This is a genomic window from Nonlabens antarcticus, assembly GCF_015356755.1.
GTDB classification, from domain to species: domain Bacteria; phylum Bacteroidota; class Bacteroidia; order Flavobacteriales; family Flavobacteriaceae; genus Nonlabens; species Nonlabens antarcticus.
The window spans coordinates 293,344-319,222 of record NZ_JADFCO010000064.1 but is presented as its reverse complement, the minus strand read 5'-3'; the positions used below and the strand labels follow the sequence as shown (position 1 = coordinate 319,222).

The window sequence follows — 25,879 nt, the reverse complement described above, 5'->3', positions numbered from 1 at the left end:
ACTTAAAGTGAAGTACTAAATTGCAAATAAAAAAGAATGTCAAAAGTGAAAAATAAAGGATTAAAAATAATACTGAATTTTTTAGCTCTGTTTATCGTGCTATTAATGCTCGAAATTTTAATTTTTATTAAATTATTGCAACTTGATTCATCAATTTATATCAGTTTAATGACGACCATAAATATGGGTGCATTTTTCATCTATTGGACACAAACCAAAAAATATAGGGTGCAACAAACGTTGATGGAAAAGAAAGACAGTATTGATAATTTATAAGTTTAGATAAATTAATCCCGTAATAATTTCATCCTGTAATTAAATTAAACTTCCAACTTAAACTCAATCTCAAAATTCTTGATGATTTCAGTGACGCAGCGTTCTGCAGGAGACATTAAGTTTTTCTCACTATAGGATTTCACCTTTTTACGATACCGGTCAAAATCATCTTCTTTGTACACATTCGGAATTTCTGGATGCACGTAATATTGACGGCAAACCGCTCTGGTGTTCCCCAGCTCTTCTGCAGCGGCGTCATAACCTTCCAGCATCGTTTTGTCGATCTCTTTTTTAGTAGTTGCCTTAGGTAGCTCGATCATTTTTTCAAAAAATACGGTGCTTGCTCCCCAGGTCCTGAAGTCTTTGGCAGTGAATATTTCTCCACCTATCTCGTGGATGTAATTATTGATCATGCTGCTATCAATCCCGTGATGATCGCCGTCTTCATCATAATACTGGAATAATTCCCAGCCTGGAATGTCTTCACATTCATGGATCAACGCGATCAGTTCTGGATCATCGATTGCTGTATTTTGCTCGACCCCTTTTTTTCCTTTAAACTTGAACGAAATTCCATTATTAGATTCTTTTAAATGCTTGGTTCGCAAAGTGGAAAGTCCGTAGGTTTTGTTCTTTTTAGCATAATATTCATTGCCTACGCGTACATGCGTGACGTCCATGACGGACAATACGATCGCCAGACATTTGTTGAGCGGCATTCCTGGCAACTGTAGATCTGTGGCCAGTTGTTTTCTTATCTTAGGTAACGCTTTCGCGAAAGCGGACATTTTAAAAAACTTAGTTTGATTCCTCAGAATGTTCCATAAGTCATGATACCGGTACACCTTGCGGCCCTTATCGTCACGCCCGACAGATTGTAAATGGCCATTTGCGAGCGAAGAAATACGCACATTTTGCCAGCCCGGCGGTATAACGAGCGCCTTAATGCGCTTGAGCTCCTCTTTATCCTTGAGGGTTTCCTTGTTATTAATCAGATAGGTAAAACCGCGACCGTGTTTCTTTCTGTGGATCGTGAGCAACTCATCGTGAATGTAAACGAGGTCTGCGAGGTGAGCGGCCAGTTCTGGTTCAGATAGGGCTTCTTTAATTTGGTCGGGTGTCAATGTCATGTCCTAAAAATAATCAGTAGGAAAAATAGGACACTTAAGAAAACGCCAATTCGTACAAAATCTAAACAATAAATTTAACCGACTATTTCTGCCTCAAACAATTCGGCAAAATAGGTTCTTATTTTTTGCTTGACCTCTTCCAGGTCCACCTCCCGTTTTAGTTCCGCTTGCAGGGAAGTAACTGCCTTATCCTGAATACCGCATGGAATAATATGGTCAAAGTACCCAAGATCTGTATTGACATTAAATGCAAAACCGTGCATGGTCACCCAGCGACTCGCACGCACACCCAACGCACAAATCTTTCGTGCAAAAGGAGTTCCTACATCCAGCCAAACCCCAGTTTCTCCAGGACTGCGCTCGCCTTTAAGGTTATAATCGGCTAGGATGTTGATGAATACTTCTTCTAGGAATCTCAAGTATTTATGAATGTCTGTAAAGAAATTTTCCAGATCAAGAATGGGATATCCAGTGATCTGTCCCGGGCCGTGGTAGGTAATGTCGCCACCGCGATTGATCTTATAATAGGTTGCTCCTATTTTTTGAAGTAATTCTTTATTGGCCAGCAAGTTTTCCTCATCGCCACTTTTTCCCAATGTGTAAACATGATCGTGTTCTACAAAAAGTAAATGATTCTCGGTTTCCAGACCGGCGTTCTGTCTCCTGTTCTTGATTTTAGTTTCCAGAATCCCTTTGAATATCTCATCCTGATACTCCCAAATCTCTTTGTAATCCCTACGTCCTAGGTCTTGGAAAATGACGGTTTTGTTCATTGGGTAAAGGTAGGAAATAGGTTAAAACAGCTGAACATAATTAATCATAGTTACAACCCAAGAATTTAAGCGTCCCGTAATATTAACCTACAACTGGGGACTCTGGTTCTGGAACCGAGGGCGGTGCTGGAGGTGGTGGGGGTAATTTAAAGCCCCCTTTATTTTTAATAAAATTAGTTAGTTTCTTTATATCAGGAAAAACTCTGTAGATATCTCCATCTGGTTTTACCAAAATATGGGTAGGAAAGGAATTGAGCTTTAATTTATTTACAATTAAATCTTCCTGGTCAGCTACCGTTTGGTATTTAAGTTCTTTAGTTTTCAAAAACTCTTTAAGGCTTTTTTCGTCATCGAGGGCCAGGCTTATGAAAACCACATTCTCACCCTTGTACTTCTCAACAAATTCATTGCTTTCAGGAAACTCCTTAATGCAAGGCGCGCAGTTTATAAACCAAGTTTTATAAACTACAAACTTGCCTTTTAAGCTTTCATCATTCCATTGCTCCCCACTTAAAGTAGTGAAATCCACCTCAGGAAACTTAGTATCTTCCATATCATAAAATTGGAGCGCAGTTTTCGCCTGATTCTTTATAGTCGTCATTACATCTTCACTCGCGGCGCCTTCGACTGGATAGAGGCGATAGGTTGTAAAATCATTAATCGGTTCAACTTTAATTGGTATGAGTCCATCATTTATTATTGCTTTAAGGAAATCTGGATATCTGACTCGTGTGGAATCAGCACTCAGAGGATTAAAGTTTCCGAAGAGATCAATTTGGTAGCTTTGGTAACTCCACCAAGAATTAAAATCATCAATTACAGCATCACCAGAATCATTAATAATTCCCCAATCTGAATTTGACGCGATCGGTTTTTCACTGTTTTCATTTGCTTCAGTGGATTCAACGGTTTCATTCTTACATGAGCTCAAGGAGATTATGAGCGCAAAAAACACTATGAATTGATTCATATCTTAGAATTAAGTTACTAATCTAAGGATTTCTGAAAGAAATTATCTGTTAGGATTATTCAAAATAACCAAAGCCGCAATAACCCCAGGTATCCAGCCTAAAAGTGTCAGAATAAATACAATTACAATTGACCCACAACCTTTATCTAAGACCGCTAGTGGCGGCATGATGATCGCAAGAAGTACTCTCCAAATAGACATAGGCAAATAATAGACTTGAATTTGAGCTTGAAAGATAGCAAAGATTGAATCACGAATGACAAACGATGAGCTCGGTTTTAGCTGCATTTCGACTGCGCTCTATGACCAGCTTCAACCTTGCTGAAGTACTACTTAAGACTTCAATCCTACTAACCTCAGCAACTCTGCAAGTTCAAATTCTACCAGAAAGAAAGTCTTATGTCCTAAGTCACAAGAGTTCTCTAAGGGAACACGAGTTGTCTTTTGTCAATCGTCGGTCGACAATCCCTCAATCGTCATCTTTTCCTATTCAGTTTCAAGTTCAATTTCATCAAGTTATCTTTGCAACCTTAAATAAAATACCAAATGCCACTTTCTGAACAAGAAATCATACGCCGTGAAAAACTGGATAAAATCCGCGATATGGGAATTGATCCCTATCCTGCGGCTCAATATCATCTAGACGCAACGACATCATCCATAAAAGCCGACTTTAAAGAAGGTAAAAAGGTAGTTATTGCGGGACGTTTGATGTCCAGAAGAATACAAGGCAAAGCCTCGTTTGCCGAGATTCAGGACGGAAAAGGGAAAATCCAAGTCTATTTCAATCGCGATGAAATTTGTCCGGGCGAGGACAAGTCATTATATAACGACTTGTACAAGAAATTACTGGATATAGGTGACTTTATAGGAATCGAAGGTGAGTTGTTCATGACCCAAGTGGGGGAACAGACTGTGATGGTTAAGAATTTTGTGCTGTTGAGCAAAGCTTTAAAACCATTGCCATTACCTAAAACTGATGCCGATGGCAATACTTATGACGAGTTCAACGATCCAGAAATGCGTTACCGCCAGCGGTATGCAGATCTTGTGGTCAATCCTAAGGTTAAGGAGGTTTTTGTAAAACGCACCAAACTTTTCAACGCGATGCGTTTCTTCTTTAATGATCGGGAATATTTTGAGGTAGAAACGCCCATTCTGCAACCCATTCCTGGTGGAGCAGCTGCAAAACCTTTTATGACACATCACAACTCACTCGACATCCCATTATATATGCGGATTGCTAATGAACTGTATTTGAAGAGATTAATCGTGGGTGGTTTTGATGGCGTGTACGAATTCAGCAAGAATTTCCGTAATGAGGGGATGGATCGCACGCACAATCCAGAGTTCACTGCGATGGAAATTTATGTATCCTACAAGGATTACAATTGGATGATGGATTTCACAGAGAACCTGTTGGAATACTGTGCCGTTCAGGTGAATGGCAAAACTTCCAGCACCTTCGGAGAGCACCAGATTGAATGGAAAGCACCTTACCCGCGTGTGACAATGACAGATGCGATCATTCAATTTACAGGATTTGACATTACGGGCAAGAGTGAGGAAGAATTGTTCGCTTTCGCGAAGGCGGAAAACATCGACGTCGATAAATCCATGGGAAAAGGGAAACTGATCGACGAGATATTTGGAGAGAAATGTGAAGGAAAATTCATCCAGCCCACGTTCATCACGGACTACCCGAAAGAAATGAGCCCGTTGTGTAAAACGCACCGCGACAATCCAGAGTTAACAGAGCGATTTGAGCTGATGGTATGCGGGAAGGAAATCGCAAATGCCTATAGCGAGTTGAACGACCCGATCGACCAGCGCGAGCGATTTGAAACACAAGCAGCTCTCGCAGACCGCGGTGACGACGAGGCAATGTTCATCGATCAGGACTTCTTGCGAGCACTGGAATACGGAATGCCGCCCACGTCGGGATTGGGAATAGGAATGGACCGATTGATCATGTTTTTGACGAACAACCCATCCATTCAAGAAGTATTATTCTTCCCTCAAATGCGCCCAGAGAAAAAGGCCGGAGTGGAATTGAACGAGGATGAAAAAATCGTCTTTGAGCATTTAAAGAAACACGAAAAAGCGGACCTTAACGTCCTGAAGGAAGAGTGTGGTTTATCCAATAAGAAATGGGATAAAGCTGTCAAGGGATTGACGGGTAAAAAGGTAGCTACCGTTAAAAAGACCGATAGCGGCCTTTTTATTGAGGTGAATTAACCTTATAAATACATTCTAAAAAGCCCACTTTAATTACTAAAGTGGGCTTTTAACATTTGAAATTATCTTGTCCGCCTAGGAACTCTTCTAAATTTCGCAATCAAGAGTTTTCAAAAAACCGTAGCCCACTTTTCAGAATCAAAAACATTTATCAATTCCCTTTCAGCATGGAATAGCAGTGAGTGTTTTGAGATAATTCGGAAAAACTCTATCTGTATTGTGCAGAGCGAACTCATTATATATCAGAATATTACTAATTGAAAAGTTTTGCTAAAACACGTTTATCAGATGTTTAAGAGTCAGTTTCTAGGCTATTAGTTGGCCATTTCTCCTATCTTGTATTCATCGATTAACGTACCATCTGATGTCATTCCCTGAATGCGGAATAGGAGCTTATTCTTAAGATAATAAGGCATTTTAAACGATGTAGTTCCATTTTCAACCTTAAGCGCACCTTGCCAATCCACTACTCCCAGTTTATTAAAAAAATTGTCGTTATAGAAATAATAACCTGGCTTATAAAATTTTGAAGGTAAAGAGAAAGATAAGGGAGTATCATAACTGCTAAACGTCTGGGATCTGCTATTGTATGGGTTTAATTTAGGATCAGTCCTGATATTGATTAAGCCACCCCTAGATGAACCATACTCGCTGAAACCGCTAAAATCTATTTCTATATAATCAACATCAAACATTTGAAAATTAAATAGAATTGACGGTTCGAAATAAGTGGCGCCATTAATCACCACGAGCGGGTCGACACCTCTATCAATAGCTCTTCTACTACGTACACGGTAAACTCCATTAACATTAGTCACCGTGAAGCCCAACCGGGTCAAATAGGAATCAATGTTAAAATAGCGTCTTCTATCCGCATCTGTAAAAACTTCCACCTGTCCTCTTGCGGTATTTTTAATACGATCTACTCGATCCTGTTCCTTTTTAACTTCTATTACAATCTGGTCTAATTCTTCCACATCATCCTTAAACGGTTTAAACTGAACCCCATCAAGTTTATCACCTATCTGTAGAGGGAATAAGGTCTTTTTAAAATTAAATTGTGGAATTATGCTGGGTGTGAATTGGGGATAGACTTTGGTTTTTGATGCATTCCCCTTTTTGTCAAGTGCACTTATCTTTAGTTTTTCTCCTTCAGAAGGAAAGTATGGTCCGAAAATAAAATCCTTTCCCTCTTCAATAGATATTAATGCTGTCTTTGTATTTCTGGCAGGAAGTATCATAAATTCATTCTCCTTAGAACCGTTCCGAAAGGCCTTTACTATGAGTCCCTGCTCAAAGTTATAGACGTAATCTTTAGGCACATTAAATATTTCATCCCAATCGTACATGTTCCATCCCTGACACAACATGAGATTATCCATTTGGTATTTAGTGCGTCTATCAACAAATTCAAAATATTCCAGGGGATTCTGAATAAAACCCTTGATGTAAGGTTCCAGCTTAAATTTTGAAACGATACTTAGAGTTTTATCTATCGCTATAGTTTCAACGGGTAACACCGATATGCTGATCTGTGCATCTTTGAGTTTTGAAAAATTAATTTTTGTTTCAACAGAATCCAGTTCCCTTTTCATAATTAATTGGGCAGATTTCATTAACTCAAAACCATCATAATTAAAAAAGAGTCTTTCTGCTATTATTTTTTTATCTGCAGTCAGCAACGTAATTTGATTGACTCCTGCATTTAAATCTGAAGTATTAAAGGACAGTGTTAGTTTAGTTTGATCTAAAAGTGCATCATACAATTGCACCGTATTATTATTTGTAATAGCCAGAATAAAAGCTGGATTACTTAAGTTGGCAAGAGTCTTCTCATTTGATTTTAATTCGACAAACAATTTATTATTAATCTCATTTACTGATAAGCCAACTCCTGTTTCATCAATTTTTGGAAAAGAATACACCGTCACGACTTCCTTATTTCTTACTGATAAGGTATAAATGTTTTCATTTAAAGGTTTAATTGAAAATCTGCCATGGCCGTTCCCATCTAGCTTTACACCCATTATGGGCGAGCCGTTTGATAAAACAGTTATTTCAAGACCATCAACACTGCGGCCATATTCATCTTTTATAGAAACACCTACATTCGTCAAAATACCTGCCACAAGATGACCGCCTTCAGGCATGATTTGGACATCAAGTGAAGTAATCTTTGCGCTAGATCTATTTTGCTTTTGGGTAGCAGATAGTACTTTAATAGAAGTCTCAAAAAATTGCGGATTTTCAAAATTCTTCATCCAGTTAGTAAACGCGCGAATTCTATAGTTGCCAGGCGCCAGTAAAGAATCAATGGCAAACACATTGTGTGCAGTACCATTCTCGACCTTTAATAACTTCTCTTTTATCACTATACTGGTAGAATCTAAAAATTGACAATACAGATTAGTCACATCAGCTGATGGAATTTGATTCACATGATCAAACACGTATGCACTAAAACCCAAATCCTCTCCTTGGACTAGAATCGACTTGTTGACATGTAGATAAATGTTGGATTTAGGTACGCTTTTAAACTCCTGGAAAGAGTCAGCGATCTCCTTTTTGCCATTTTGAGCTTGCGTAAATTGGAGCGCTCCAAAGACCATTAAAATAACAAGGCAACCCTTGATCGATTTGTAAGCGTACTTCATGAATATATTTAATTTTTATAATTGCGCATTTTCAATCACCATGGCGTAACCTTGACCTACCCCTACACACATAGTAATTAAGGCATATCGCTTTCGCGAAAGCGACAACTCCAGAGCCGCCGTATAAGCGAGTCTGGTTCCCGTCATTCCTAGTGGATGGCCTATGGCAATAGAACCGCCGTTAGGGTTCACTCGCGGGTCGTTATCTTTAAGTCCCCATTCCCTCATACATGCCAGTGCCTGTGATGCAAACGCCTCATTGAGTTCTATCACGTCCATATCTGCAATTGTTAACCCTGCTTTTTTGAGGGCTCGATTGCTCGCTTCAACGGGTCCAATTCCCATGATTCTCGGTTCTACGCCTACCACCGCACTACTCAGTATTCTAGCCATAGGCTTCAGTCCGTATTTTTTTACGGCATCCTCGCTGGCAATAATGGTTGCAGCTGCCCCATCATTAAGACCACTGGAGTTTCCAGCGGTAACTGAACCACCTTCTTTTTTGAAGGCTGGACGTAGTTTTGCTAAAATTTCTTCTGTGGTTCCTGCTCGGATGAATTCGTCATCCTTAAAAATGATCGGATCTTTCTTGCGCTGCGGAATCTCAACCGGCACAATTTCTTGAGACAGTCTTCCTGATTTTTGAGCTGCTGCTGCTTTTTGTTGTGACCATGCTGCAAAGGCGTCCTGATCCTCGCGAGAAATATCATATTTAGAAACCAGATTTTCCGCCGTGGTTCCCATTCCGTCGACACCGTATAAGTCGGCCATTTTCTGGTTGACAAATCTCCAGCCAAAACTAGAATCATACATCTTGGAATCGTTCCCGAAAGCACTGCTAGGTTTTGCAATAACCAGCGGCCCACGAGTCATATTTTCCAAGCCTCCAGAGATAAAAACATCGCCATCGCCTGTTTGTATCGCACGATGCGCGTGAACTATAGAACTCAGGCCAGAGCTACAAAGCCGATTCACCGTTTCTCCTGGAACCGTGGGTGGCAATCCAGCCAGCAATCCAGCCATGCGCGCGACATTGCGATTGTCTTCTCCGGCCTGATTTGCACAGCCCATGATCACATCTGCATAGTCTTCTTGTGGGATTTCAGGATGTTTTTCAACGATTGTTTTAATAACGTGTGCCGCAAGATCGTCAGGTCGTACAGCGCTTAATGTTCCTTTGTAGTTTCCAACGGGAGTTCGTATGCCGTCGATGATGTAGGTATTTTTCATTCCTTTAGGGATTAGGTATTAGGGATGAGGAATTAGATTTACTTTTTCCTGCGCTCCAATATTTTATTTCTTAGACTAGATAGCATTTTAGTGATTTCAACCAATAGCCTTCTAGTTTCTTCATTTTGATTAAAACTTATGTATTCTCTGCGAAAGGCTTTGGTAGATGCAGAAACACATTCATTTGCTGAATAAATAGCAATGTTTATATGCTTACAAAACTGAGCGTCACTTCCAGGATATCCTTCGGCTATATTCAGCCCTATTGAGTCTGGTGCTCTTCTATATTGAGAGCTTATGGCATATAACTCTCGTTGTAGAAAGGATTTAGTGATTTCATCAACAAGCTCAGCAAAATCCATCGCTTTTTGATAGACCAACAAATTTTCAAACTTGAAATGATATAAACTCCGCATATTTCAAATATACTAATACCTCATCCCTATTGCCTAATGCCTAGCTCGCTTTCGCGAAAGCGAAATCATTCCCAATCCTTATTTGTTCGATAGACAACACCCTTAAACAAAGCCACCAATTCATCACCTTTCTTAACCTCAACGATATTGAAACCCACTTTTGTCTTTGTCTTATCCAGCGTGCATTCTGCTGTGATGTAATCACCAGCTTCTAGTGATTCTATATGGTTGATGCTGGTGTCAATAGAAACCGCCATTTTGCCGTGCGTATTTGAAGTGAATCCAAAAGCCGTATCGGCAAGCGAATAAGTAATTCCACCATGAGCTTTTCCCATACTGTTCAACATCTCTGGTCGTATCGTCATTCCTAATTTCACACAGCCTATTTCCGCACTAATAATCTCAATTCCCAACCAGGTCGAGAACGGATCTAGTGAAAGCATTTTTGTTGGAATATTTTTCCCTTCCATCATATTTAGAGCTGTGTCAGTTTAAGTGTTGTATTGTAATTGCGCATCGTTGAAATCACGCCGAGTTTCTTTTCAAACCATGTGTTTGTGAATTTAGTATCGGCAAGACTGATTCCACAGTAGAAATAGAGAACGTCATCTACGATTTTAAAGGTTTCTAAATCAGAAGACATTTGTTCTACGACCGTTATTTTATCTTGAGCAGGAATTTCACTCAAAAAACCAAAACTCATGGATTTAGAATTATCGATCGTTCTTGTTTTGAACGGATTTGCTTTTAGAACCGTTTCAAAATAAGATTGCTCCCGCACAATAACTGGAGCTTCAAGGTCAAAGTCTGACTTGAGAACTTCAGAAATGATTTGTTCACATTCAGCTTCTTCCAGCTTGCTGCTGAAAACGATATTCCCAGTTTGTATGTAGGTAGTGATGCTTTGAAAAGATGTTTTATCCAACGCGTCGCGCAAGCTTGCCATGGGAAGTTTGTTATGACCGCCCACATTGACACCACGCAAAAGACCTACAAATCTTATCATAATGAAAAGAAGGTTTCTTTGGCTGTGGCCTTACTGCGCAATAGAGGCGAGCATCGATAACGATCTTCTCTATAAAACGCATACAACGCATCCAGTTGCTCCACACACCAGGCTATTCCTTTCTCGTCTGCCCAGGCGAGCAGTCCTTTCGGGTAATTCACGCCTTTAGTCATGGCGTTATCCAGATCTTCTGCAGTTGCAATCTTTAAGTACAAAGCATCTGCAGCTTCATTGATGAGCATAACGAGCAAACGATCTTGGATGGCCTGAATATCTGCGCCAGTCAGCATTTCTGGGTCGTGATCTGGTTCTATTTTTTTGCCATCTTCAAACTTATAAAATCCGCGACCAGATTTTTTGCCTAACCAACCAGCTTCTACCAATCGTTTTTGGGTCAACGACGGCTTGTATCGCGGGTCAAAATAAAAGGCTGCAAAAACCGATTCGGTTACAACATAATTCACATCGTTTCCTATAAAATCCATTAGTTCAAACGGCCCCATTTTGAAACCCATCTGTCGGACGACTTTGTCTAGCATAGGAATGTCTGCCATTCCTTCTTCATACATTCTCAATGCTTCACTGTAAAATGGTCGTGCAACACGATTGACAATGAAACCAGGTGTATCCTTAGCAACTGCGGTAGTTTTGCCCCAACTTCTTATCGTGGCGACACAAGTTGCTGTAATTTCTTCTGAAGTTTGAACCGCTGGAATAATTTCTACTAATTTCATCAACGGTGCAGGATTGAAAAAATGAATCCCAATGCATCGTTCTGGATTCTCTAGTGACGCCGCAATACTTGTAATACTTAGACTAGAAGTATTAGATGCAATAATGCAATTGTCAGAAACCAACTTTTCCAATTGAGTAAAAACCTTCTTTTTAACTTCTAGGTTTTCTACGATTGCCTCAATCGTCAGATCACTATCGGCTAGATCTTCCAGCGTATTGACGTAGTGAATATTTCCTTGAATGCGGTTTTTATCAGATTCGTCGATTCTCTTTTTCTCGATCAATCTGCTCAAGACTTTTTCTAATGCTATTTTCGAATTCTCCAGCTGATCAGTCTTCAGGTCAAACAACTTGACGATGCAATCTGCTGTGGCTGCCACTTGAGCAATACCGCTGCCCATTGTTCCTGCTCCTATTATTCCAACCTTACGGATATGAGAATCTTGATTTTTGATTTTTGATTTTTGATTTTGTTCTATCACTTCGTTTTCGTGTTTTTTATACTGACTACAAAAATGGAAATCAGTTGATTATTTTCATCAATGAGATTATCTAGCACTTGGATATTTGTAATGAGTTCGGCACCTTTTTGAATCTTGAGATTTATATAACTTTCTCTTAATTCCTTTAAGCAGATATTCATTTTGTGCAGATAATCCTTGGTGGATTCGCCTCCTTTAGCTTCTCCGTAATTTAACGCAACTGAAGTTGTTGATCTAATTAACTGCTTTGACAAATGCTGTGAAGCAAAGCTTTGATCAAGAAATTTACAGGTCCTAATAACTGAAACTGCAAAACCTATCAATCGATCTTCTAATTCTTGAGCTTTCATATTGTTTTTTTAAATCAAAAATCAGATATCAAGAATCTCCAATCTAATATCAATAGCTCGGATTCGTGATGTCTTTTTTCTAAAGCTACAACAATCTACTGCGCCCATAAATTAAAAATTCTTGATCGTTAATCTCAAATCGGTGTTCTATTTCCCTTTAAACTCCGGCTTTCTTTTCTCCACAAATGCGGCTACACCTTCCTGATAGTCATCGGTGCTGGCGCTTGCGATTTGTAATTTAGATTCCAGTGCAAGCTGTTGTTCCATAGTATTTGTCATGGATTCGTTGAGCGCTTTTTTGGTGTTTGCTAGAGCGATTGTTGGTAATTCTGCTAGTTTTTTTGTGGTCGCTTTCGCGAAAGCTAGAAACTCATCATCCTTTACAACTTTATAGATCATTCCCAATTGGTCAGCTTCTATAGCGGTAATCTTGTCGGCTAGCATCATAGTGGCACTCGCCTTCCCAAAACCGATCAATCGCGGCAAAAAGAAAGTCCCAGCACTATCCGGAATCAAGCCGATTTTAGAAAAAGCTTGAATAAAGGTGGCGCTTTCAGTAGCAATCACAATATCGCAACATAACGCGAGATTTGCTCCAGCACCAGCAGCAACACCATTCACTGCGGCAACGACTGGTTTTCCAAGATTCCTTATTTTTAAAACGATCGGATTATAATGATCATCCAGAATCGCCTTAAATCCGGGATTCAAATCTGGATTGGTGATCTCTTGAATATCTTGACCGGCACAAAATGCCTTCCCGTTTCCCGTGATCAATACTGCTCGAACATCGTCTTGTACACATCGATCTAGCGCATCCTGCATCGCAAAAGCCATTTCTTTATTAAAGGAGTTGAAGACTTGTGGTCTGTTAAAAGTTATTTCGGCAATGCCGTTATTGATTTCTAGTTGTATGGATTCTGACATAAATATTTTTCTAGTTGGAAAGACATTTGAAAATGGCTTTGGTTCTTTTTAGTCAAGCGGTTTCAAAACGGTTTCAGTTTAATTTGTTAAGCCCTTGCAGGACGGCTCCACTTGATAATTTACTCGATAATGAAAGATAGTTCGCTTTCGCGAAAGCGGAAAATTATTTCTATTTCAAACACTTAAAATAGTCAAACGGCTCGTGACAATCCTCACATTGAAACATCGCCTTACATGCCGTGGAACCGAACTGGCTCACGAGTTTCGTATTCGTCGAGCCACAATTCGTACACTTGACTAATTTCTTCTCGTTGAGCAGCACGTCTTTATCGGCTGTTTCATCGAGTGGTGCGGCGATACCGTAATCTTCCAGCGCCTTGCGACCACGATCCGTAATCCAGTCAGTAGTCCATGGCGGACTCATAATCAATTGAATATGTGCAGAATACCCTTCCTTTTCAAAAGCCCGTTCCAGATCGTCGCCTATCACGTCCATCGCTGGACAACCGCTGTAGGTAGGAGTTAGTTTAATGGTGATTTCTTTCCCATTGACCTGAACATTGCGGATTACACCCAGATCCACAACGTTAAGTACAGGAATCTCAGGATCCATTACGGATTCTAGAATTTCTTTAAGTTTACTTGATATGTTGAAGTTTTGAATCATGTGGAATATTGAATATCGATTAACGAATACCGAACTAGAAAATTCTCAATTTAGAATTATCAATGCTCAATTTTCAATTATTTGGATTTTGCAGTTTTTATACTTTTTGCGAAAATAGCGACAAGCTCTTCGCATTCTTTCAGAGATGATTCAGCTAAGGCAATTTCTTTAAGTAGTTCTGCTCTTATTTGAATCTTGAAATTAACCCTCGACTCTTTCAATTCCTTTAAAACAATACCCATCTTATGGATAAAATCGCGATTCGATTCGGCACCTTGAACCTCTCCATAATTTAATGCAGCTCCAGTCGATGATCTTATGAGCTGTTTACTCAAATGATCTAAGGCATAAGATTTTTCTATTTTAACAAAGAGTTTTATGCATTGAACTCCAAAGTCAATCAGCCTTTCTTCTAAATCAAATTTCCTAACCATAATAGAATTTTAGTCGCTGACAATTGAAAATTGACAAATTGTTAGTTGAACATTTATTTGACTGTTCAAGTTACATTATCAAAATTAAACTTTCATTGTTCATTGTTCATTGACAAATTGTTATTGAACATTTTTTACTACCACCGTGAGTCCGGATAAGTGCGCTGCATATATTGCATTTCTGACAGCAAAAAGCCCATATGCTCGCTGTGAATTCCTTGTTTGCCTCCTTTTTGGAAGTATTCAACTTCCGGGATTTCTATAGCTGCAATGGTTAATTGTTCTTTTATCTTCTCGTAATAGAGTTCTTTAAACTGCGTCATGTCAATAGCGACTCCCACTTCAATCATAGACTGGTCGGCCTCTGTTTTATGAAATAATTCTTCCGTGAAGATCCATAGGTTGTTGACGGCTTCTTGAGTTTTAACTTTGCTTTCTTCCGTTCCATCGCCCAATCGTTTTAACCAGTCGCCCGAAAATCGCTCGTGGTAACTGGCTTCCTTGATTCCTTTAAATGCCAGTGCTCGCAAGGTTTCATCACCACTCTGCTGCAACGCATTTAAAAATAACCGATTATAAACATCAAAGAAGTACTGACGCACAATGATATAGGCAAAATCGGTATTGGGTTGCTCTACCAGCAACACGTTTTTATACTCCCGTTCTGTTCGCAAGAATGCAATATCATCCTCTGTTGTTTTATCGCCTTTGATCTGAGCAATATATTGATAATAACTGCGTACTTGACCCAGCAAATCCAGTGATATGTTAGTAATCGCAATATCTGGCTCCAAATTAGGACCGTGACCGCAGAGTTCTCCCAAACGTTGTCCTAGAATAAGATAATTGTCTGCTACGCCTAATAGGTAGTCGATTAGGTGTTGTTTGTTTTCCTTTGATTCCAAAAATTGCGGATTCAATTCACGGATCGGTGAAGAAGTCGAACCTGAAATTGAAGTTGAAGTTGGATTGTTTATTTGTTTCATATTAAAAATAAAATGAAAAATAAAATGAAAAATAAGCTTAGTTAGATTTCAATATTATTTTAAGTTTTTAATTATTGTGGAAAGGATTTTACAAAGTTGTAATGATTCATCAATCAAATCCGCTTGCTTTTCCTTTAATAAGTTAGCTCGATGCTGAATGCGAATATTGTTATGACATTCCTTCATTTCTTTGAAAGCAATTCTCAATTTATTCGCTCTGTCTTTAGCAGAAGAAGCTCCAGCAAACTCGCCATAATTGAGAGCAGCACTTCCCGAGGATCTTATAAGTTGTTCAGCATAATATTTTGAAGCATAATTCTTTAAGGGGAAATTAAACTCAATTGTAACTTGTGCAGCAAATTCTATAAGCCTTTCTTCGACATCATAAGGTTTATCGCTCATTACAGATTGCTTTTATTTTTCCTTTTAATTTTATTTTTAAACCTACATATGTTTCAACTCATCAGGCAACTCATAAAAAGTAGGATGACGATAAACCTTATCATTTGCGGGTTCAAAAAGTTCGCCGCTGGACTCTGGGCTGCTGGCGGTGATATTGGTAGATTCTACAACCCAAATGCTGACGCCTTCATTGCGACGGGTATAAACGTCACGAGCGTTATTCATTGCCATTTCTGCATCTTCCGCATGAAGGCTGCCGCAATGGCGATGTTCCAGACCGTTTTTAGAGCGGATGAATACTTCCCAAAGTGGTGTTTCTTTTTTCATTGGTTTCAGTAGTTTGTAGTTTCGAGACGCATCGCATGCGTCTTACCATATGCTGGGCTGATGCGATCCGCCCTTACGTTGTCGGCGCATCGCATGCGTCCTAGCATATCGTGGGCGGATGCGATCCGCCCTTACTGTTGTCGGCGCATCTCATGCGCCGGTTCGGAGGTGCATCGCTTGCGTCCTAGCATGTCGTGGGCGGATGCGATCTGCACTTACGATGCCTGAGCAGTTTCTTCTTTTCGAGCTCGTTGCTTATCTGCATAAGCCGTTGCTGCTTCTCTTACCCATGCGCCACCTTCCCAGGCGTTTCTTCTGGCATCAATTCTGGATTTATTCATCGGGCCGTGACCTTTTACAACTTGCCAAAACTCATCCCAATTGATCTCGCCAAAATCGTAATGTCCCGTTTCCTCATTCCATTTCAAGTCGGCATCTGGGATGGTAAGGCCTAAAATATCTGCTTGTGGTACGGTTTGATCAATAAACTGCTGACGCAATTCATCGTTTGTTTTACGTTTCAACTTCCATTTCATGGATTGATCCGTGTGCGTACTTTCTGCATCTGTAGGACCTAACATCATTAATGATGGCCACCACCAGCGATTCAAGGCGTCTTGCGCCATATTTTTTTGCTCCGCACTTCCATTACATAAGGACAACATAATCTCATAACCCTGACGCTGGTGAAAACTTTCTTCCTTACAAACACGCACCATCGCACGCGCATAAGGTCCGAACGATGTATTACAAAGTGGCACCTGATTGATAATCGCAGCACCATCAACTAACCAGCCAATTGCTCCCATGTCTGCCCATGTGACGGTCGGATAATTAAAAATGGAAGAATATTTTGCCTTACCAGAATGCAGGTCTTCATACATCTGCTCGCGAGTGATTCCTAAAGTTTCACAAGCACTATATAAGTACAACCCGTGTCCAGCTTCATCCTGAACTTTAGCCAGCAATGCGACTTTACGACGCAAGGATGGAGCACGTGTGATCCAATTCCCTTCAGGCAACATCCCGACAATTTCAGAATGCGCATGCTGTGACATCTGGCGAATGTGCGTCTTGCGATATTTTTCTGGCATCCAGTCTTTCGGCTCGATTTTCTCATCGCGCGCAATTTTGGCATCAAATTGATCTTCTAAATTCTTGATTTCTGCTTCGCTCATGGTTTCTATAGTTATTAACGCATCGCATGCGTCGGTTGTTTTGGACGCATCGCATGCGTCGGTTGTTTTGGACGCATCGCATGCGTCGGTTGTTTTGGACGCATCGCATGCGTCGGTTGTTTTGGACGCATCGTATGCGTCGGGTCAAATTCAAACTTACTTCATCATCCTATTTATGGACGGCTATCCTTCCTTATTTGTTTATATGCTCATAAATTGTTCCGCTTTCGCGAAAGCGAGATAACATTTATTATCGTGCTTCAATTTAAAAGATTTCTATCTGCACATAATGTATGCTTACACATCATAATCCACTACTAATTTCTTACTCGTAGGAACGCTCACGCAGCTTAAAATAAAGCCTTTTTCAACCTCTTCATCTGACAAGGCATAATTGACCTTCATCTCCACACTACCTTCCTTAAGCTGGCATTTACAAGTGCTGCAAACGCCTCCTTTACAAGCAAATGGCAAGTCTGCACCAGCAGCGATTGCCGCATCTAGCACGTTGTCAAAATTTTTGTCTAATACAAAATGGAACTCTTTACCTCCATCCAGTATCGTCACATCAACTCCATCGACTTTCTTTTCTAATGCCGCTGCTGCTCTGGCTTTGTCTGCATCACTCAAACCGCTAACAAACAATTCAAAGTGAACATTTTCCTTTTTCATTCCTGCGGCAACCAACTCATCCCTGATCATGAAGATCATTTCTTCTGGACCGCAAATAAACGCGTGGTCGGTATGTGGCGCGTTGATCAAAGTCTGTGTCAACTGCTGTAGTTTCTCCTGATCAAATCGACCATTAAACAGCGGAATATCACGTTGTTCCCGACTCAAAAAATAAAAGACCTCAAACCTAGTTAAGTAGTTGTTTTTCAGTGCTTCAATCTCCTCTTTGAAGATAATAGATTTTGCGGTACGGTTCAGATAGAATAACTGAAATTTAGCATTTGGCTCGCTTTGAAGGTGCGTTTTAATGATGCTAAGCATGGGTGTGATACCGCTACCAGCAGCAAAAGCAATGTATCTCTTGCCTTCACTTCCATCAGTGCACTCAATTCCAAAATCACCACTGGGAGCGGCAACTTGTAAGGTGTCACCTACCTTCAATTCTCTATTCACGTAGGTGGAAAACTTACCTTCAAAAATTTCTTTGACCGCAACTTTCCATTCTTTGTTCAGCGGACTGCTGCACAACGAATAACTACGTCTCAGGTCTTCCCCATCTACAGTAGCTCTCAACGTCAAGAACTGACCCTGGCGATACTTAAATTCTTCCCGCAGTTCTTCAGGCACATCAAATGCTAGCACGGTCGTGTCATCAGTTTCTTTGTAAACCTCAGAAAGGCGTATTTCGTAGAATTTATTCACTCTTTTTAAGTCGTTTTAGGACTACTAAACTAACACTTGTTAGTTTGATGTGCAAATTGGTGTTTTAAGTCAGGATTTAGGATCAATAATACAAGGAGTCTATTGTTTGAAACAAGGTCGTAAAATTTACGTTGGATGTCGTCCTTGAATACTTTATCAATCACTTGAAAAAGCGAACTGTCAAGTATCATTTATAAAATCTATCATTTTAACAAGATGAAAGTCTGGAAAATCTCTCCATTCTATTATTATCCTATAACTAAATACATGCTTTTAGTTTGCTTTATATGAATTTCAAATTGTCCTCTAGGAAAAGAAAAAACATGTCCCTAAGCTATGAATAGCATCAAGCTAAGGACTTCAAACATCTTCCAAAATTTTGGAGTTCAATCTAACAGTATGCCCTTCATCGTTGCGAAACGTGACATATTACAATGACTTAATTCTAAAGGTGCTTTGAAAGCTAGATTTTACCCAAAATAAAAACCAGATCTAGATTTTAGAACATATTGTAAATAAAATGCAGAACTTCGAACTAAGATAGAACCATAAAATTTTCCGCCCTATTGACTAGTTGATAGAGGAATTTTAAGAACCTTCCATAATTATGAGTACTAAAATTGCCGTAATCGGCTCTGGTTTTTCGTCGCTTTCAGCAGCAGCGTACCTAGCACAATCTGGCCACCAAGTGACTGTTTTTGAGAAAAATGATACCGTGGGCGGTAGGGCGCGACGTTTAGAAAAAGATGGATTTACATTTGATATAGGTCCGTCATGGTACTGGATGCCAGATATTTTTGAGCGCTTTTTCGCAGATTTTGGTAAAAAACCTTCTGATTATTACCACTTAGATAAGTTGAATCCGGCGTATTCCGTTTATTTTAAGGATGATCGAATTCAGATAGGCGACAATCTGGACGCCATTAAAAAAACCTTTGAAGAAATTGAACCTGGTAGCGGTGAAAAACTACAAGCGTTTATAGACAAATCTAGTGAGAACTATGATATTGCCATTAGAGATCTAGTGTATCGTCCTGGTGAATCTATAATAGAACTAGTAACGCCAAAAACTGTAAAAAAGTTAGGAGCTTTTATAGGAAACGTTTCAAAAGACGTTCGCAAAAAATTCAAAGATCCTAAGTTAGTTTCTATCCTCGAGTTTCCGGTTTTATTTTTAGGAGCAACTCCTGGAAACACGCCCAGTTTTTACAATTTCATGAATTACGCAGATTTTGGTCTGGGAACATGGCACCCTAAAGGCGGAATGTATGAAGTGATTTTAGGAATGAAAAAATTAGCAGAGGACCTGGGTGTTGTTATAAGAACGAATGCTCCGGTGACAGAAATTCTTGTTTCTGATGATGGACATGCTAACGGTATTTCATTAGATGGTGAAGTTCACTTATTCGACACGGTTCTCTCTGGTGCAGATTACCATCACTCTGAAACTCTTTTACAACCTAAATACAGACAATATTCCGAGAAATACTGGAGTAAAAAAACATTTGCGCCCAGCTCCTTAATTTTTTATGTGGGGTTTGATTGTAAATTGAAGAATGTTGATCATCATAATTTATTTTTTGATACTGACTTTACCAAACATGCTAATGAAATCTACGAAAATCCCAAATGGCCAGAAGACCCACTTTTTTATGCTAACTTCACTTCCATAACAGATAACACTGCGCCAGAAGGGTGTGAGAATGGTTTTTTCTTGATACCACTCGCTCCTGGACTGGAGGATACACCTGAGTTGAGGGAGGAATATTTCCAAAAAATCATGGATAGGTTTCAAAAATTAACCGACCAAAAGATTATGGATAATATCTTGTTTAAGGAATCCTTCTGTGTAAATGATTTTAAGGAGGCTTACAACAGTTATAAGGGAAACGCCTATGGAATGGCAAACACGTTATTACAGACGGCATTTCTTAGACCTAATTTAAGAAGTAGAACCGTAAAAAGTCTTTACTTTACCGGTCAATTAACTGTGCCAGGTCCAGGCGTGCCACCATCATTAATATCTGGAAAGTTAGCAGCACAATTGATAAATAAACACTTGAGTACATGAAAAGTATCTTTGACGAGGTTTCTAGGCAATGTAGCAAGGCTGTAACTAATAATTACAGTACTTCTTTCTCGCTTGCCAGTAAAATGTTGGGACCATCCATAAGACAGGACATTCATAATATTTATGGATTTGTCAGATTTGCAGATGAAATTGTAGATACGTTTCATGATTACGATAAGCGCACTTTACTTGATAGATTTGAGCAGGATCTTGCTTATGCCATTCAGGATAAAATAAGCCTCAATCCTATCCTGAATTCTTTTCAGGAAACCGTAAATAAATATAACATCACCCCAGACATGTACGGAGCATTTATCCACAGCATGAGATTAGATCTGGACAAAAGCATTTACCTCACAGACGAGGAATACAAGAATTATATTTATGGTAGTGCTGACGTAGTAGGACTTATGTCTCTAAAGGTTTTTGTAAAAGGAGATCATCAAAAATATGAAGATCTAAAAGCAGACGCTATGCGACTAGGAAGTGCTTTTCAAAAAGTAAATTTTCTCAGAGATCTGAAAGCTGACCTTGATGTTTTAGAGCGTAGTTATTTTCCAAATACGGATCTTCAAGACCTAAAAGAACATGATAAAGCTCGTTTAATTGAAGAAATTAAAGCTGATTTTGATGCTGGCCTCAAGGGAATCCAACGCTTACCAGTGGAAGCAAAATTAGGAGTTTATACAGCATATGTGTATTATCGCAGATTGTTGACACGATTAGAACGCACACCATCTGCAGAAATTAGGAATACGAGAATACGCGTTCCTAATTATGAAAAAATAGGCTTACTAGCTAAAGGTTATGTAAGTTATAGACTCAATTTAATCTAGATATGGAAGTTTTGTACTGGTCACTAATTTTCATAGTGACTTTCTTCATAATGGAGTTTAATGCATGGTTTATTCATAAATATATCATGCATGGTTTTTTGTGGAATCTTCACGAAGATCATCACCACAAAACCCATGACAGTTGGTTTGAGAAAAACGATTGGTTTTTTGTTTTTTTCGCGAGTGTCAGTATTACCTTCAAATTACTTCATAGTTTTCTAGACCTGTGGTGGGCATTACCTATAAGTGCAGGAATTTTCGCCTATGGAGTTGCCTATTTTGTTGTTCACGATATTTTCATTCATCAGCGCTTCAAATGGTTGCGTAAAGCAAGTAATACATATGCCAAAGGTGTGCGTCGTGCACATAAAATGCATCACAAGCATATAGGTAAAGCAGATGGTGAAAATTTTGGAATGTTGATCGTTCCCTTTAAGTATTTCAAATAAATTATGGCAACGGCTGCAGTTATAGGCGCTGGAATCGGCGGGCTTGCTGCGGCGCTGCGTTTGCGTAAAAAAGGCTATGATGTCACGATTTACGAAAAAAACGATTATGCTGGCGGCAAATTACACGCTATCGATCAGGATGGCTATCGATTTGATCTAGGGCCTTCTCTATTTACACTTCCACATCTTGTGGATGAACTTCACGAACTTTTTCCTGATTACAAAAAAGCAAGCTTCAGATACGAGGCACAAAGAACTGCCTGTCATTACTTTTGGGAAGATGGAACTGTCTTTAAGGCTCCAGCAACACCAGAATTATTTGCGCAACAAGCTGCACACACTTTTGAAGAGCCTGAAAAGCGCATCAGCGGCTATCTGAAAAAAAGCAAATCAAAATACGGTTTAACCAAGTCAGTTTTCTTAGAAAAATCGTTGCATAAAGTAGATACCTATCTAAGTGCTGAAACTATAAAAGCATTTATTCAGATGCCTTTTTTAGGAATTACTGGAACGCTAAATCAGACGAACAAAATATTTAAGAACGAAAAACTTACCCAGCTTTTCAATAGATATGCCACTTACAACGGTTCATCGCCATACCAGACACCAGGTATAATGAGCATGATCCCGCATTTGGAAATTGGTTTGGGAACTTATTATCCCGAGGGTGGAATGCATAGGATTTCGCAATCGTTATTTGAACTCGCAGAAGGGGTTGGAGTGGACTTCCGCTTTCGCGAAAGCGTAATTTCCATCAATCAGAATAACAAGAGAGCGACTGGTGTTACTACGGAAAAAGGAACTTATGAGCATGATGTAGTGATTTCAAATATGGACATCCATCCTACTTACCACAAACTGATTCCAGATCTTGTGAAACCGGAAAAAACTTTAAACCAAGAGCGTTCCAGTAGCGCGCTCATATTTTATTGGGGAATTTCTCGAGAATTCCCTGAACTAGATCTGCATAATATTCTTTTCAGCGAAAATTACCCAGCGGAATTCGAACATATTTTTGAGAAGAAAACTCTATTTGATGATCCTACGGTTTACATTAATATCAGCAGTAAAAAAACTAAAACGGATGCCCCAAAGGGCTGTGAGAATTGGTTTGTGATGATCAATGCTCCCGGTGATTATGGTCAGGATTGGGATGCCTTAATTGCAACCGCAAAGAAAAACATCATCTCTAAAATAAACAGAATACTTAAAATCAATCTAGAATCCCTGATTAAAACGGAGTATATTTTATCTCCCCAAGGGATTGAGAGCAATACAAGTTCATACCGTGGTGCACTTTATGGAGCAGCTAGCAATAACCAGTTTGCAGCTTTTTTAAGACATCCTAACTTCAATAATAAACTCAAGAATTTATACCATGTAGGAGGATCCGTACATCCAGGTGGCGGTATACCATTGTGTTTATTAAGTGCAAAAATTGCCACTGACCTTATAAAACCAGCACCATGAAAAATGTGCTAATTGTCTTTTTATGGATTGTCCACGTAAGTGCCATTATAGGACTTGCATTAGGTTATGATGACTTCTTCCTTCCCAAGTCACCCTTTACCATGTTGCTTTTATTGGGTTTACTTGTAGCTTATTTTCCGGTTTTGAGAACCAAGAATATACTATTATTCTTATTATTTATGGCCGCAGGAATGGGTGCTGAATGGATAGGAGTTCACACGGGAATACTGTTTGGAGATTATGCATACGGGATCAATTTTGGACCTAAATTAGACGGGATTCCATATTTAATAGGCACTAATTGGGGAATCTTGACCTTTGTAACTCATCAGATTGTGACAAGGTTTTTTAAAAATATTTGGGCTATTGCCGCTCTAGGTGCTAGCCTGATGGTGCTTCTCGATTTTTTCCTAGAACAAGTTTGTGCTTATGCAGGCTACTGGAGTTTTGAAGGTGGTGTGGCGGACTGGCTCAATTATGTGTGCTGGTTTGTCCTCGCTTTTATTTTACATATTATAGCGCGACGCGCAAAACTAACTGGAGATTTTAAAATTTCCATTCACATCTATATCGTTCAACTTATATTCGCCGCCACACTATGGATCATCATCAGTACGACATAGCGATAGTAGGAATGGGCTGCGCGGGCAGTCATATTCTGTTACAAATGCTCGATCATCCCGGGATGAAGAATAAAAAGATTCTTATTCTGGACGATTTTCAAGGAGAAAGTCTAGATAAAACCTGGAGTTTTTGGGAAAAAGGAGTCGGTAATTGGGACTCGCTTTTATCGGCTAAATGGGCTTTGGGAAACTTCAAAACTAACAAGGTGGACCTTGATTTTCCTCTGGCACCTTATGTCTATAAAAAGTTAGAAAGTAAAGATTTTATTGCTTTCGCGAAAGCAAAATTACAGCAACATCCCAACTTCACCTTCATATCTGCAAGAGTAGAGAACATTCTGGAAAATGAGTTTGCTACTATAAAAACGGAGTCAGAAAGTTTTGAGGCAAAGTTAGTTTTAGATAGTAGAATTGATAAAGCATTCTATAAAGATACCAAGGCAATTACCTTAAAACAGCATTTTTTAGGATGGCAAATCAAAGTAGAAAAAGACACCTTTGATCCCGACCGATTTGTAATGATGGACTATCGATTGCGGGATCCAGGAACTACTAGTTTTATTTACATCCTTCCCTATTCTAAAACTGAGGCTCTTGTAGAATTCACTTATTTCTCCCCTGATCTTGTGGAAGATATCGTTTATGAAAAATATTTGAAACGATTTATAAACGAATGTCTGAAAACTAACGAATTTGAAATCACAGCAAAAGAACAAGGAATTATTCCAATGACTACCTATAGATTTGAGCAGCATCATTCTAGACTGGTTCATAAAATAGGAACGGCAGGAGGCTGGGTTAAGTCTAGTACCGGCTATAGCTTTAAATTAAGTGAAAAAAGAGCTAAAGTCCTCGTAAATAACTATTTAGAAGAAAAACCTCTTGATACTGGTATGCAAAATAGCCGATTCCAGTTTTACGATGATATCATGCTAGAAGTACTCAACGAGCATAATGGAAGAGGTCATTTATTGTTTCAGAATTTATATTCCAACAATCCGATAACGCGAATTTTTGCTTTTCTGGATGAGGAAACCACGCTATGGGAAGAGATTAAAATCATGATCCCTCTAACTTCCATGCCCTTTATAAAAGGTTTCTTTAAAAAACTATTTTAAGGATTGCGGAATTTCAAAATCCGGCCAGTTTCCTGAAATTTTGAAAGGTTGGAATCTGGTGAATAATTCTTCCTTATACCATTGCAAAGCCTGGGTCTGTTGAACAGCATGTTTGTGATTTTGCCCACGATAAGCAAATTTTTTCAATGCCTTTTCATCATCCCAAAGGCTAAAAGTTGCCATTTGAGTTACTGGTCGTTCTCCTACACCTGCGGTAAACAATAGGTTAGGATTGTCAATTAAATCCTTTTGGGATTTAGGAACGTAATCCCAGAATTTCTTCAACATAGATAGCTTGATCGTTGCACGCGTTATTACGGCGATATACGGATTTGTATCGCTTAAATGATGGCTAGATTCAAAAGGGTTTTTTCCAGACCACAATCCATGTGCTTTGATATTGTTCATGAAAAAAGTGAGCTTATGAGAACTGTGCTTTAGATATCTTTTGTTCAAGGAATGTGAATCAAAATAAGCATCAGAAGCCTTCTCATTTTCCCAAACCTGTAACAGTCCATAAACAGAAAAATCAGGTCGTGGATTAAAATGCTTTTGCCCACTACCCAACAATTTGTAAAACTGTAAACCGGTCACTTTTTTCAATGGAGCATGGGCCAATTGCATCATAAAAAACGCCCACAACTTATCTTTGAAAGTTGGGTATTTATAAAAGGTAAGCGTGGTTATCTGTTCTGACATAGTTAATTTCAAAGGTACGTATTGATCAAATGCAGAACTAACCTTGAACCTTGTTCTG

At 39.3% G+C, this 25,879-nt stretch carries 28 protein-coding genes; 8 read left to right on the top strand and 20 right to left on the bottom strand.

The features are described 5' to 3' along the window. Positions 1-36: 36 nt before the first annotated feature. A complete protein-coding gene (locus IQ282_RS07550; protein ID WP_194851238.1) occupies positions 37-276 on the top strand; it encodes a hypothetical protein in 240 nt (79 codons plus the stop codon). A gap of 44 nt (positions 277-320) precedes the next feature. Here the strand turns inward: IQ282_RS07550 and IQ282_RS07545 are convergent, their stop codons facing one another. The 4 genes from IQ282_RS07545 to IQ282_RS07530 all read right to left on the bottom strand — a co-directional run bounded on the left by IQ282_RS07545 (position 321) and on the right by IQ282_RS07530 (position 3,350). Continuing rightward, complete coding sequence (locus IQ282_RS07545; protein ID WP_194851237.1) at positions 321-1,406, bottom strand: DNA topoisomerase IB; 1,086 nt, start codon at positions 1,404-1,406, stop codon at positions 321-323. A 74-nt stretch (positions 1,407-1,480) separates the two neighbouring features. Then, positions 1,481-2,179: a lipoyl(octanoyl) transferase LipB gene (gene lipB / locus IQ282_RS07540; protein WP_194851236.1), complete on the bottom strand. Its 699-nt coding sequence runs from the start codon at positions 2,177-2,179 to the stop codon at positions 1,481-1,483. A gap of 82 nt (positions 2,180-2,261) precedes the next feature. After that, positions 2,262-3,149, bottom strand: a complete 888-nt coding sequence (locus tag IQ282_RS07535) for a TlpA family protein disulfide reductase (RefSeq protein WP_194851235.1) — start codon at positions 3,147-3,149, stop codon at positions 2,262-2,264. A 42-nt stretch (positions 3,150-3,191) separates the two neighbouring features. Then, positions 3,192-3,350, bottom strand: coding sequence for a YqaE/Pmp3 family membrane protein (locus IQ282_RS07530; RefSeq protein ID WP_194851234.1), 159 nt, complete (start codon positions 3,348-3,350; stop codon positions 3,192-3,194). A 345-nt stretch (positions 3,351-3,695) separates the two neighbouring features. Here IQ282_RS07530 and lysS point away from each other — a divergent pair, with 345 nt between their 5' ends. Continuing rightward, on the top strand, positions 3,696-5,387 hold the full coding sequence (gene lysS, locus IQ282_RS07525) for a lysine--tRNA ligase (RefSeq protein ID WP_194851233.1): 1,692 nt from the start codon (positions 3,696-3,698) through the stop codon (positions 5,385-5,387). Positions 5,388-5,701: 314 nt separating this feature from the next. Here lysS and IQ282_RS07520 read toward each other — a convergent pair whose 3' ends face one another. From IQ282_RS07520 to paaE, 15 genes are all read right to left on the bottom strand, one after another. Next, positions 5,702-8,041 carry a TonB-dependent receptor gene (locus IQ282_RS07520; protein WP_194851232.1) on the bottom strand — a complete coding sequence of 780 codons (2,340 nt, stop codon included), beginning with the start codon at positions 8,039-8,041 and terminating at the stop codon, positions 5,702-5,704. A gap of 15 nt (positions 8,042-8,056) precedes the next feature. Then, positions 8,057-9,271 carry an acetyl-CoA C-acyltransferase gene (locus IQ282_RS07515; protein ID WP_194851231.1) on the bottom strand — a complete coding sequence of 405 codons (1,215 nt, stop codon included), beginning with the start codon at positions 9,269-9,271 and terminating at the stop codon, positions 8,057-8,059. Between the two features lie 38 nt (positions 9,272-9,309). Next, positions 9,310-9,687, bottom strand: coding sequence for a four helix bundle protein (locus IQ282_RS07510; protein ID WP_194851230.1), 378 nt, complete (start codon positions 9,685-9,687; stop codon positions 9,310-9,312). Positions 9,688-9,752: 65 nt separating this feature from the next. Continuing rightward, positions 9,753-10,157 carry a PaaI family thioesterase gene (locus tag IQ282_RS07505; RefSeq protein WP_194851340.1) on the bottom strand — a complete coding sequence of 135 codons (405 nt, stop codon included), beginning with the start codon at positions 10,155-10,157 and terminating at the stop codon, positions 9,753-9,755. A gap of 5 nt (positions 10,158-10,162) precedes the next feature. Then, positions 10,163-10,693, bottom strand: a complete 531-nt coding sequence (locus IQ282_RS07500) for a DUF1697 domain-containing protein (protein ID WP_194851229.1) — start codon at positions 10,691-10,693, stop codon at positions 10,163-10,165. Continuing rightward, entirely contained in the window at positions 10,690-11,829 is a 1,140-nt protein-coding gene (locus IQ282_RS07495; protein ID WP_228547273.1) for a 3-hydroxyacyl-CoA dehydrogenase NAD-binding domain-containing protein, read from the bottom strand. Before IQ282_RS07495 ends, IQ282_RS07500 begins: the two co-directional genes overlap by 4 nt. Before the next feature lie 77 nt (positions 11,830-11,906). After that, positions 11,907-12,260: a four helix bundle protein gene (locus IQ282_RS07490; protein ID WP_194851228.1), complete on the bottom strand. Its 354-nt coding sequence runs from the start codon at positions 12,258-12,260 to the stop codon at positions 11,907-11,909. Between the two features lie 147 nt (positions 12,261-12,407). Beyond that, a complete protein-coding gene (locus IQ282_RS07485) occupies positions 12,408-13,187 on the bottom strand; it encodes an enoyl-CoA hydratase-related protein (RefSeq protein WP_194851227.1) in 780 nt (259 codons plus the stop codon). A 169-nt stretch (positions 13,188-13,356) separates the two neighbouring features. Then, positions 13,357-13,854: a 1,2-phenylacetyl-CoA epoxidase subunit PaaD gene (gene paaD / locus IQ282_RS07480; RefSeq protein WP_194851226.1), complete on the bottom strand. Its 498-nt coding sequence runs from the start codon at positions 13,852-13,854 to the stop codon at positions 13,357-13,359. Positions 13,855-13,931: 77 nt separating this feature from the next. Continuing rightward, on the bottom strand, positions 13,932-14,288 hold the full coding sequence (locus IQ282_RS07475) for a four helix bundle protein (protein ID WP_228547264.1): 357 nt from the start codon (positions 14,286-14,288) through the stop codon (positions 13,932-13,934). Positions 14,289-14,425: 137 nt separating this feature from the next. Then, positions 14,426-15,274 carry a 1,2-phenylacetyl-CoA epoxidase subunit PaaC gene (gene paaC / locus IQ282_RS07470; protein WP_194851225.1) on the bottom strand — a complete coding sequence of 283 codons (849 nt, stop codon included), beginning with the start codon at positions 15,272-15,274 and terminating at the stop codon, positions 14,426-14,428. Between the two features lie 54 nt (positions 15,275-15,328). Then, complete coding sequence (locus IQ282_RS07465) at positions 15,329-15,676, bottom strand: four helix bundle protein (RefSeq protein WP_194851224.1); 348 nt, start codon at positions 15,674-15,676, stop codon at positions 15,329-15,331. A gap of 42 nt (positions 15,677-15,718) precedes the next feature. Next, positions 15,719-16,003, bottom strand: a complete 285-nt coding sequence (gene paaB / locus IQ282_RS07460; RefSeq protein WP_194851223.1) for a 1,2-phenylacetyl-CoA epoxidase subunit PaaB — start codon at positions 16,001-16,003, stop codon at positions 15,719-15,721. A gap of 215 nt (positions 16,004-16,218) precedes the next feature. After that, positions 16,219-17,181 (bottom strand): 1,2-phenylacetyl-CoA epoxidase subunit PaaA, encoded by a 963-nt coding sequence (gene paaA / locus IQ282_RS07455; protein WP_194851222.1) that lies wholly within the window; start codon positions 17,179-17,181, stop codon positions 16,219-16,221. Positions 17,182-17,478: 297 nt separating this feature from the next. Continuing rightward, the gene (paaE, locus tag IQ282_RS07450) at positions 17,479-18,555 is read right to left on the bottom strand and encodes a 1,2-phenylacetyl-CoA epoxidase subunit PaaE (RefSeq protein WP_194851221.1); all 1,077 of its coding nucleotides are present in this window, start codon (positions 18,553-18,555) and stop codon (positions 17,479-17,481) included. 607 nt (positions 18,556-19,162) lie between these two features. Here paaE and IQ282_RS07445 point away from each other — a divergent pair. From IQ282_RS07445 to IQ282_RS07420, 6 genes are read left to right on the top strand one after another with little or no spacing between them, the layout of a single operon-like run. After that, on the top strand, positions 19,163-20,626 hold the full coding sequence (locus tag IQ282_RS07445) for a phytoene desaturase family protein (protein WP_194851220.1): 1,464 nt from the start codon (positions 19,163-19,165) through the stop codon (positions 20,624-20,626). Beyond that, positions 20,623-21,462: a phytoene/squalene synthase family protein gene (locus IQ282_RS07440; protein ID WP_194851219.1), complete on the top strand. Its 840-nt coding sequence runs from the start codon at positions 20,623-20,625 to the stop codon at positions 21,460-21,462. The genes IQ282_RS07445 and IQ282_RS07440 overlap by 4 nt, the downstream gene beginning before the upstream one ends. A 2-nt stretch (positions 21,463-21,464) precedes the next feature. Continuing rightward, positions 21,465-21,911 (top strand): sterol desaturase family protein, encoded by a 447-nt coding sequence (locus IQ282_RS07435; RefSeq protein WP_194851218.1) that lies wholly within the window; start codon positions 21,465-21,467, stop codon positions 21,909-21,911. Positions 21,912-21,914: 3 nt separating this feature from the next. Next, positions 21,915-23,381: a 1-hydroxycarotenoid 3,4-desaturase CrtD gene (gene crtD, locus IQ282_RS07430; RefSeq protein ID WP_194851217.1), complete on the top strand. Its 1,467-nt coding sequence runs from the start codon at positions 21,915-21,917 to the stop codon at positions 23,379-23,381. Beyond that, the gene (locus tag IQ282_RS07425) at positions 23,378-24,004 is read left to right on the top strand and encodes a carotenoid biosynthesis protein (protein ID WP_194851216.1); all 627 of its coding nucleotides are present in this window, start codon (positions 23,378-23,380) and stop codon (positions 24,002-24,004) included. Before crtD ends, IQ282_RS07425 begins: the two co-directional genes overlap by 4 nt. Next, positions 23,980-25,122, top strand: a complete 1,143-nt coding sequence (locus tag IQ282_RS07420) for a lycopene cyclase family protein (RefSeq protein ID WP_194851215.1) — start codon at positions 23,980-23,982, stop codon at positions 25,120-25,122. Before IQ282_RS07425 ends, IQ282_RS07420 begins: the two co-directional genes overlap by 25 nt. On the opposite strand, the gene IQ282_RS07415 is transcribed toward IQ282_RS07420, so the two are convergent. Continuing rightward, complete coding sequence (locus tag IQ282_RS07415) at positions 25,114-25,821, bottom strand: DUF3291 domain-containing protein (protein ID WP_194851214.1); 708 nt, start codon at positions 25,819-25,821, stop codon at positions 25,114-25,116. The genes IQ282_RS07420 and IQ282_RS07415 overlap by 9 nt on opposite strands. Between the last annotated feature and the right edge of the window lie 58 nt (positions 25,822-25,879).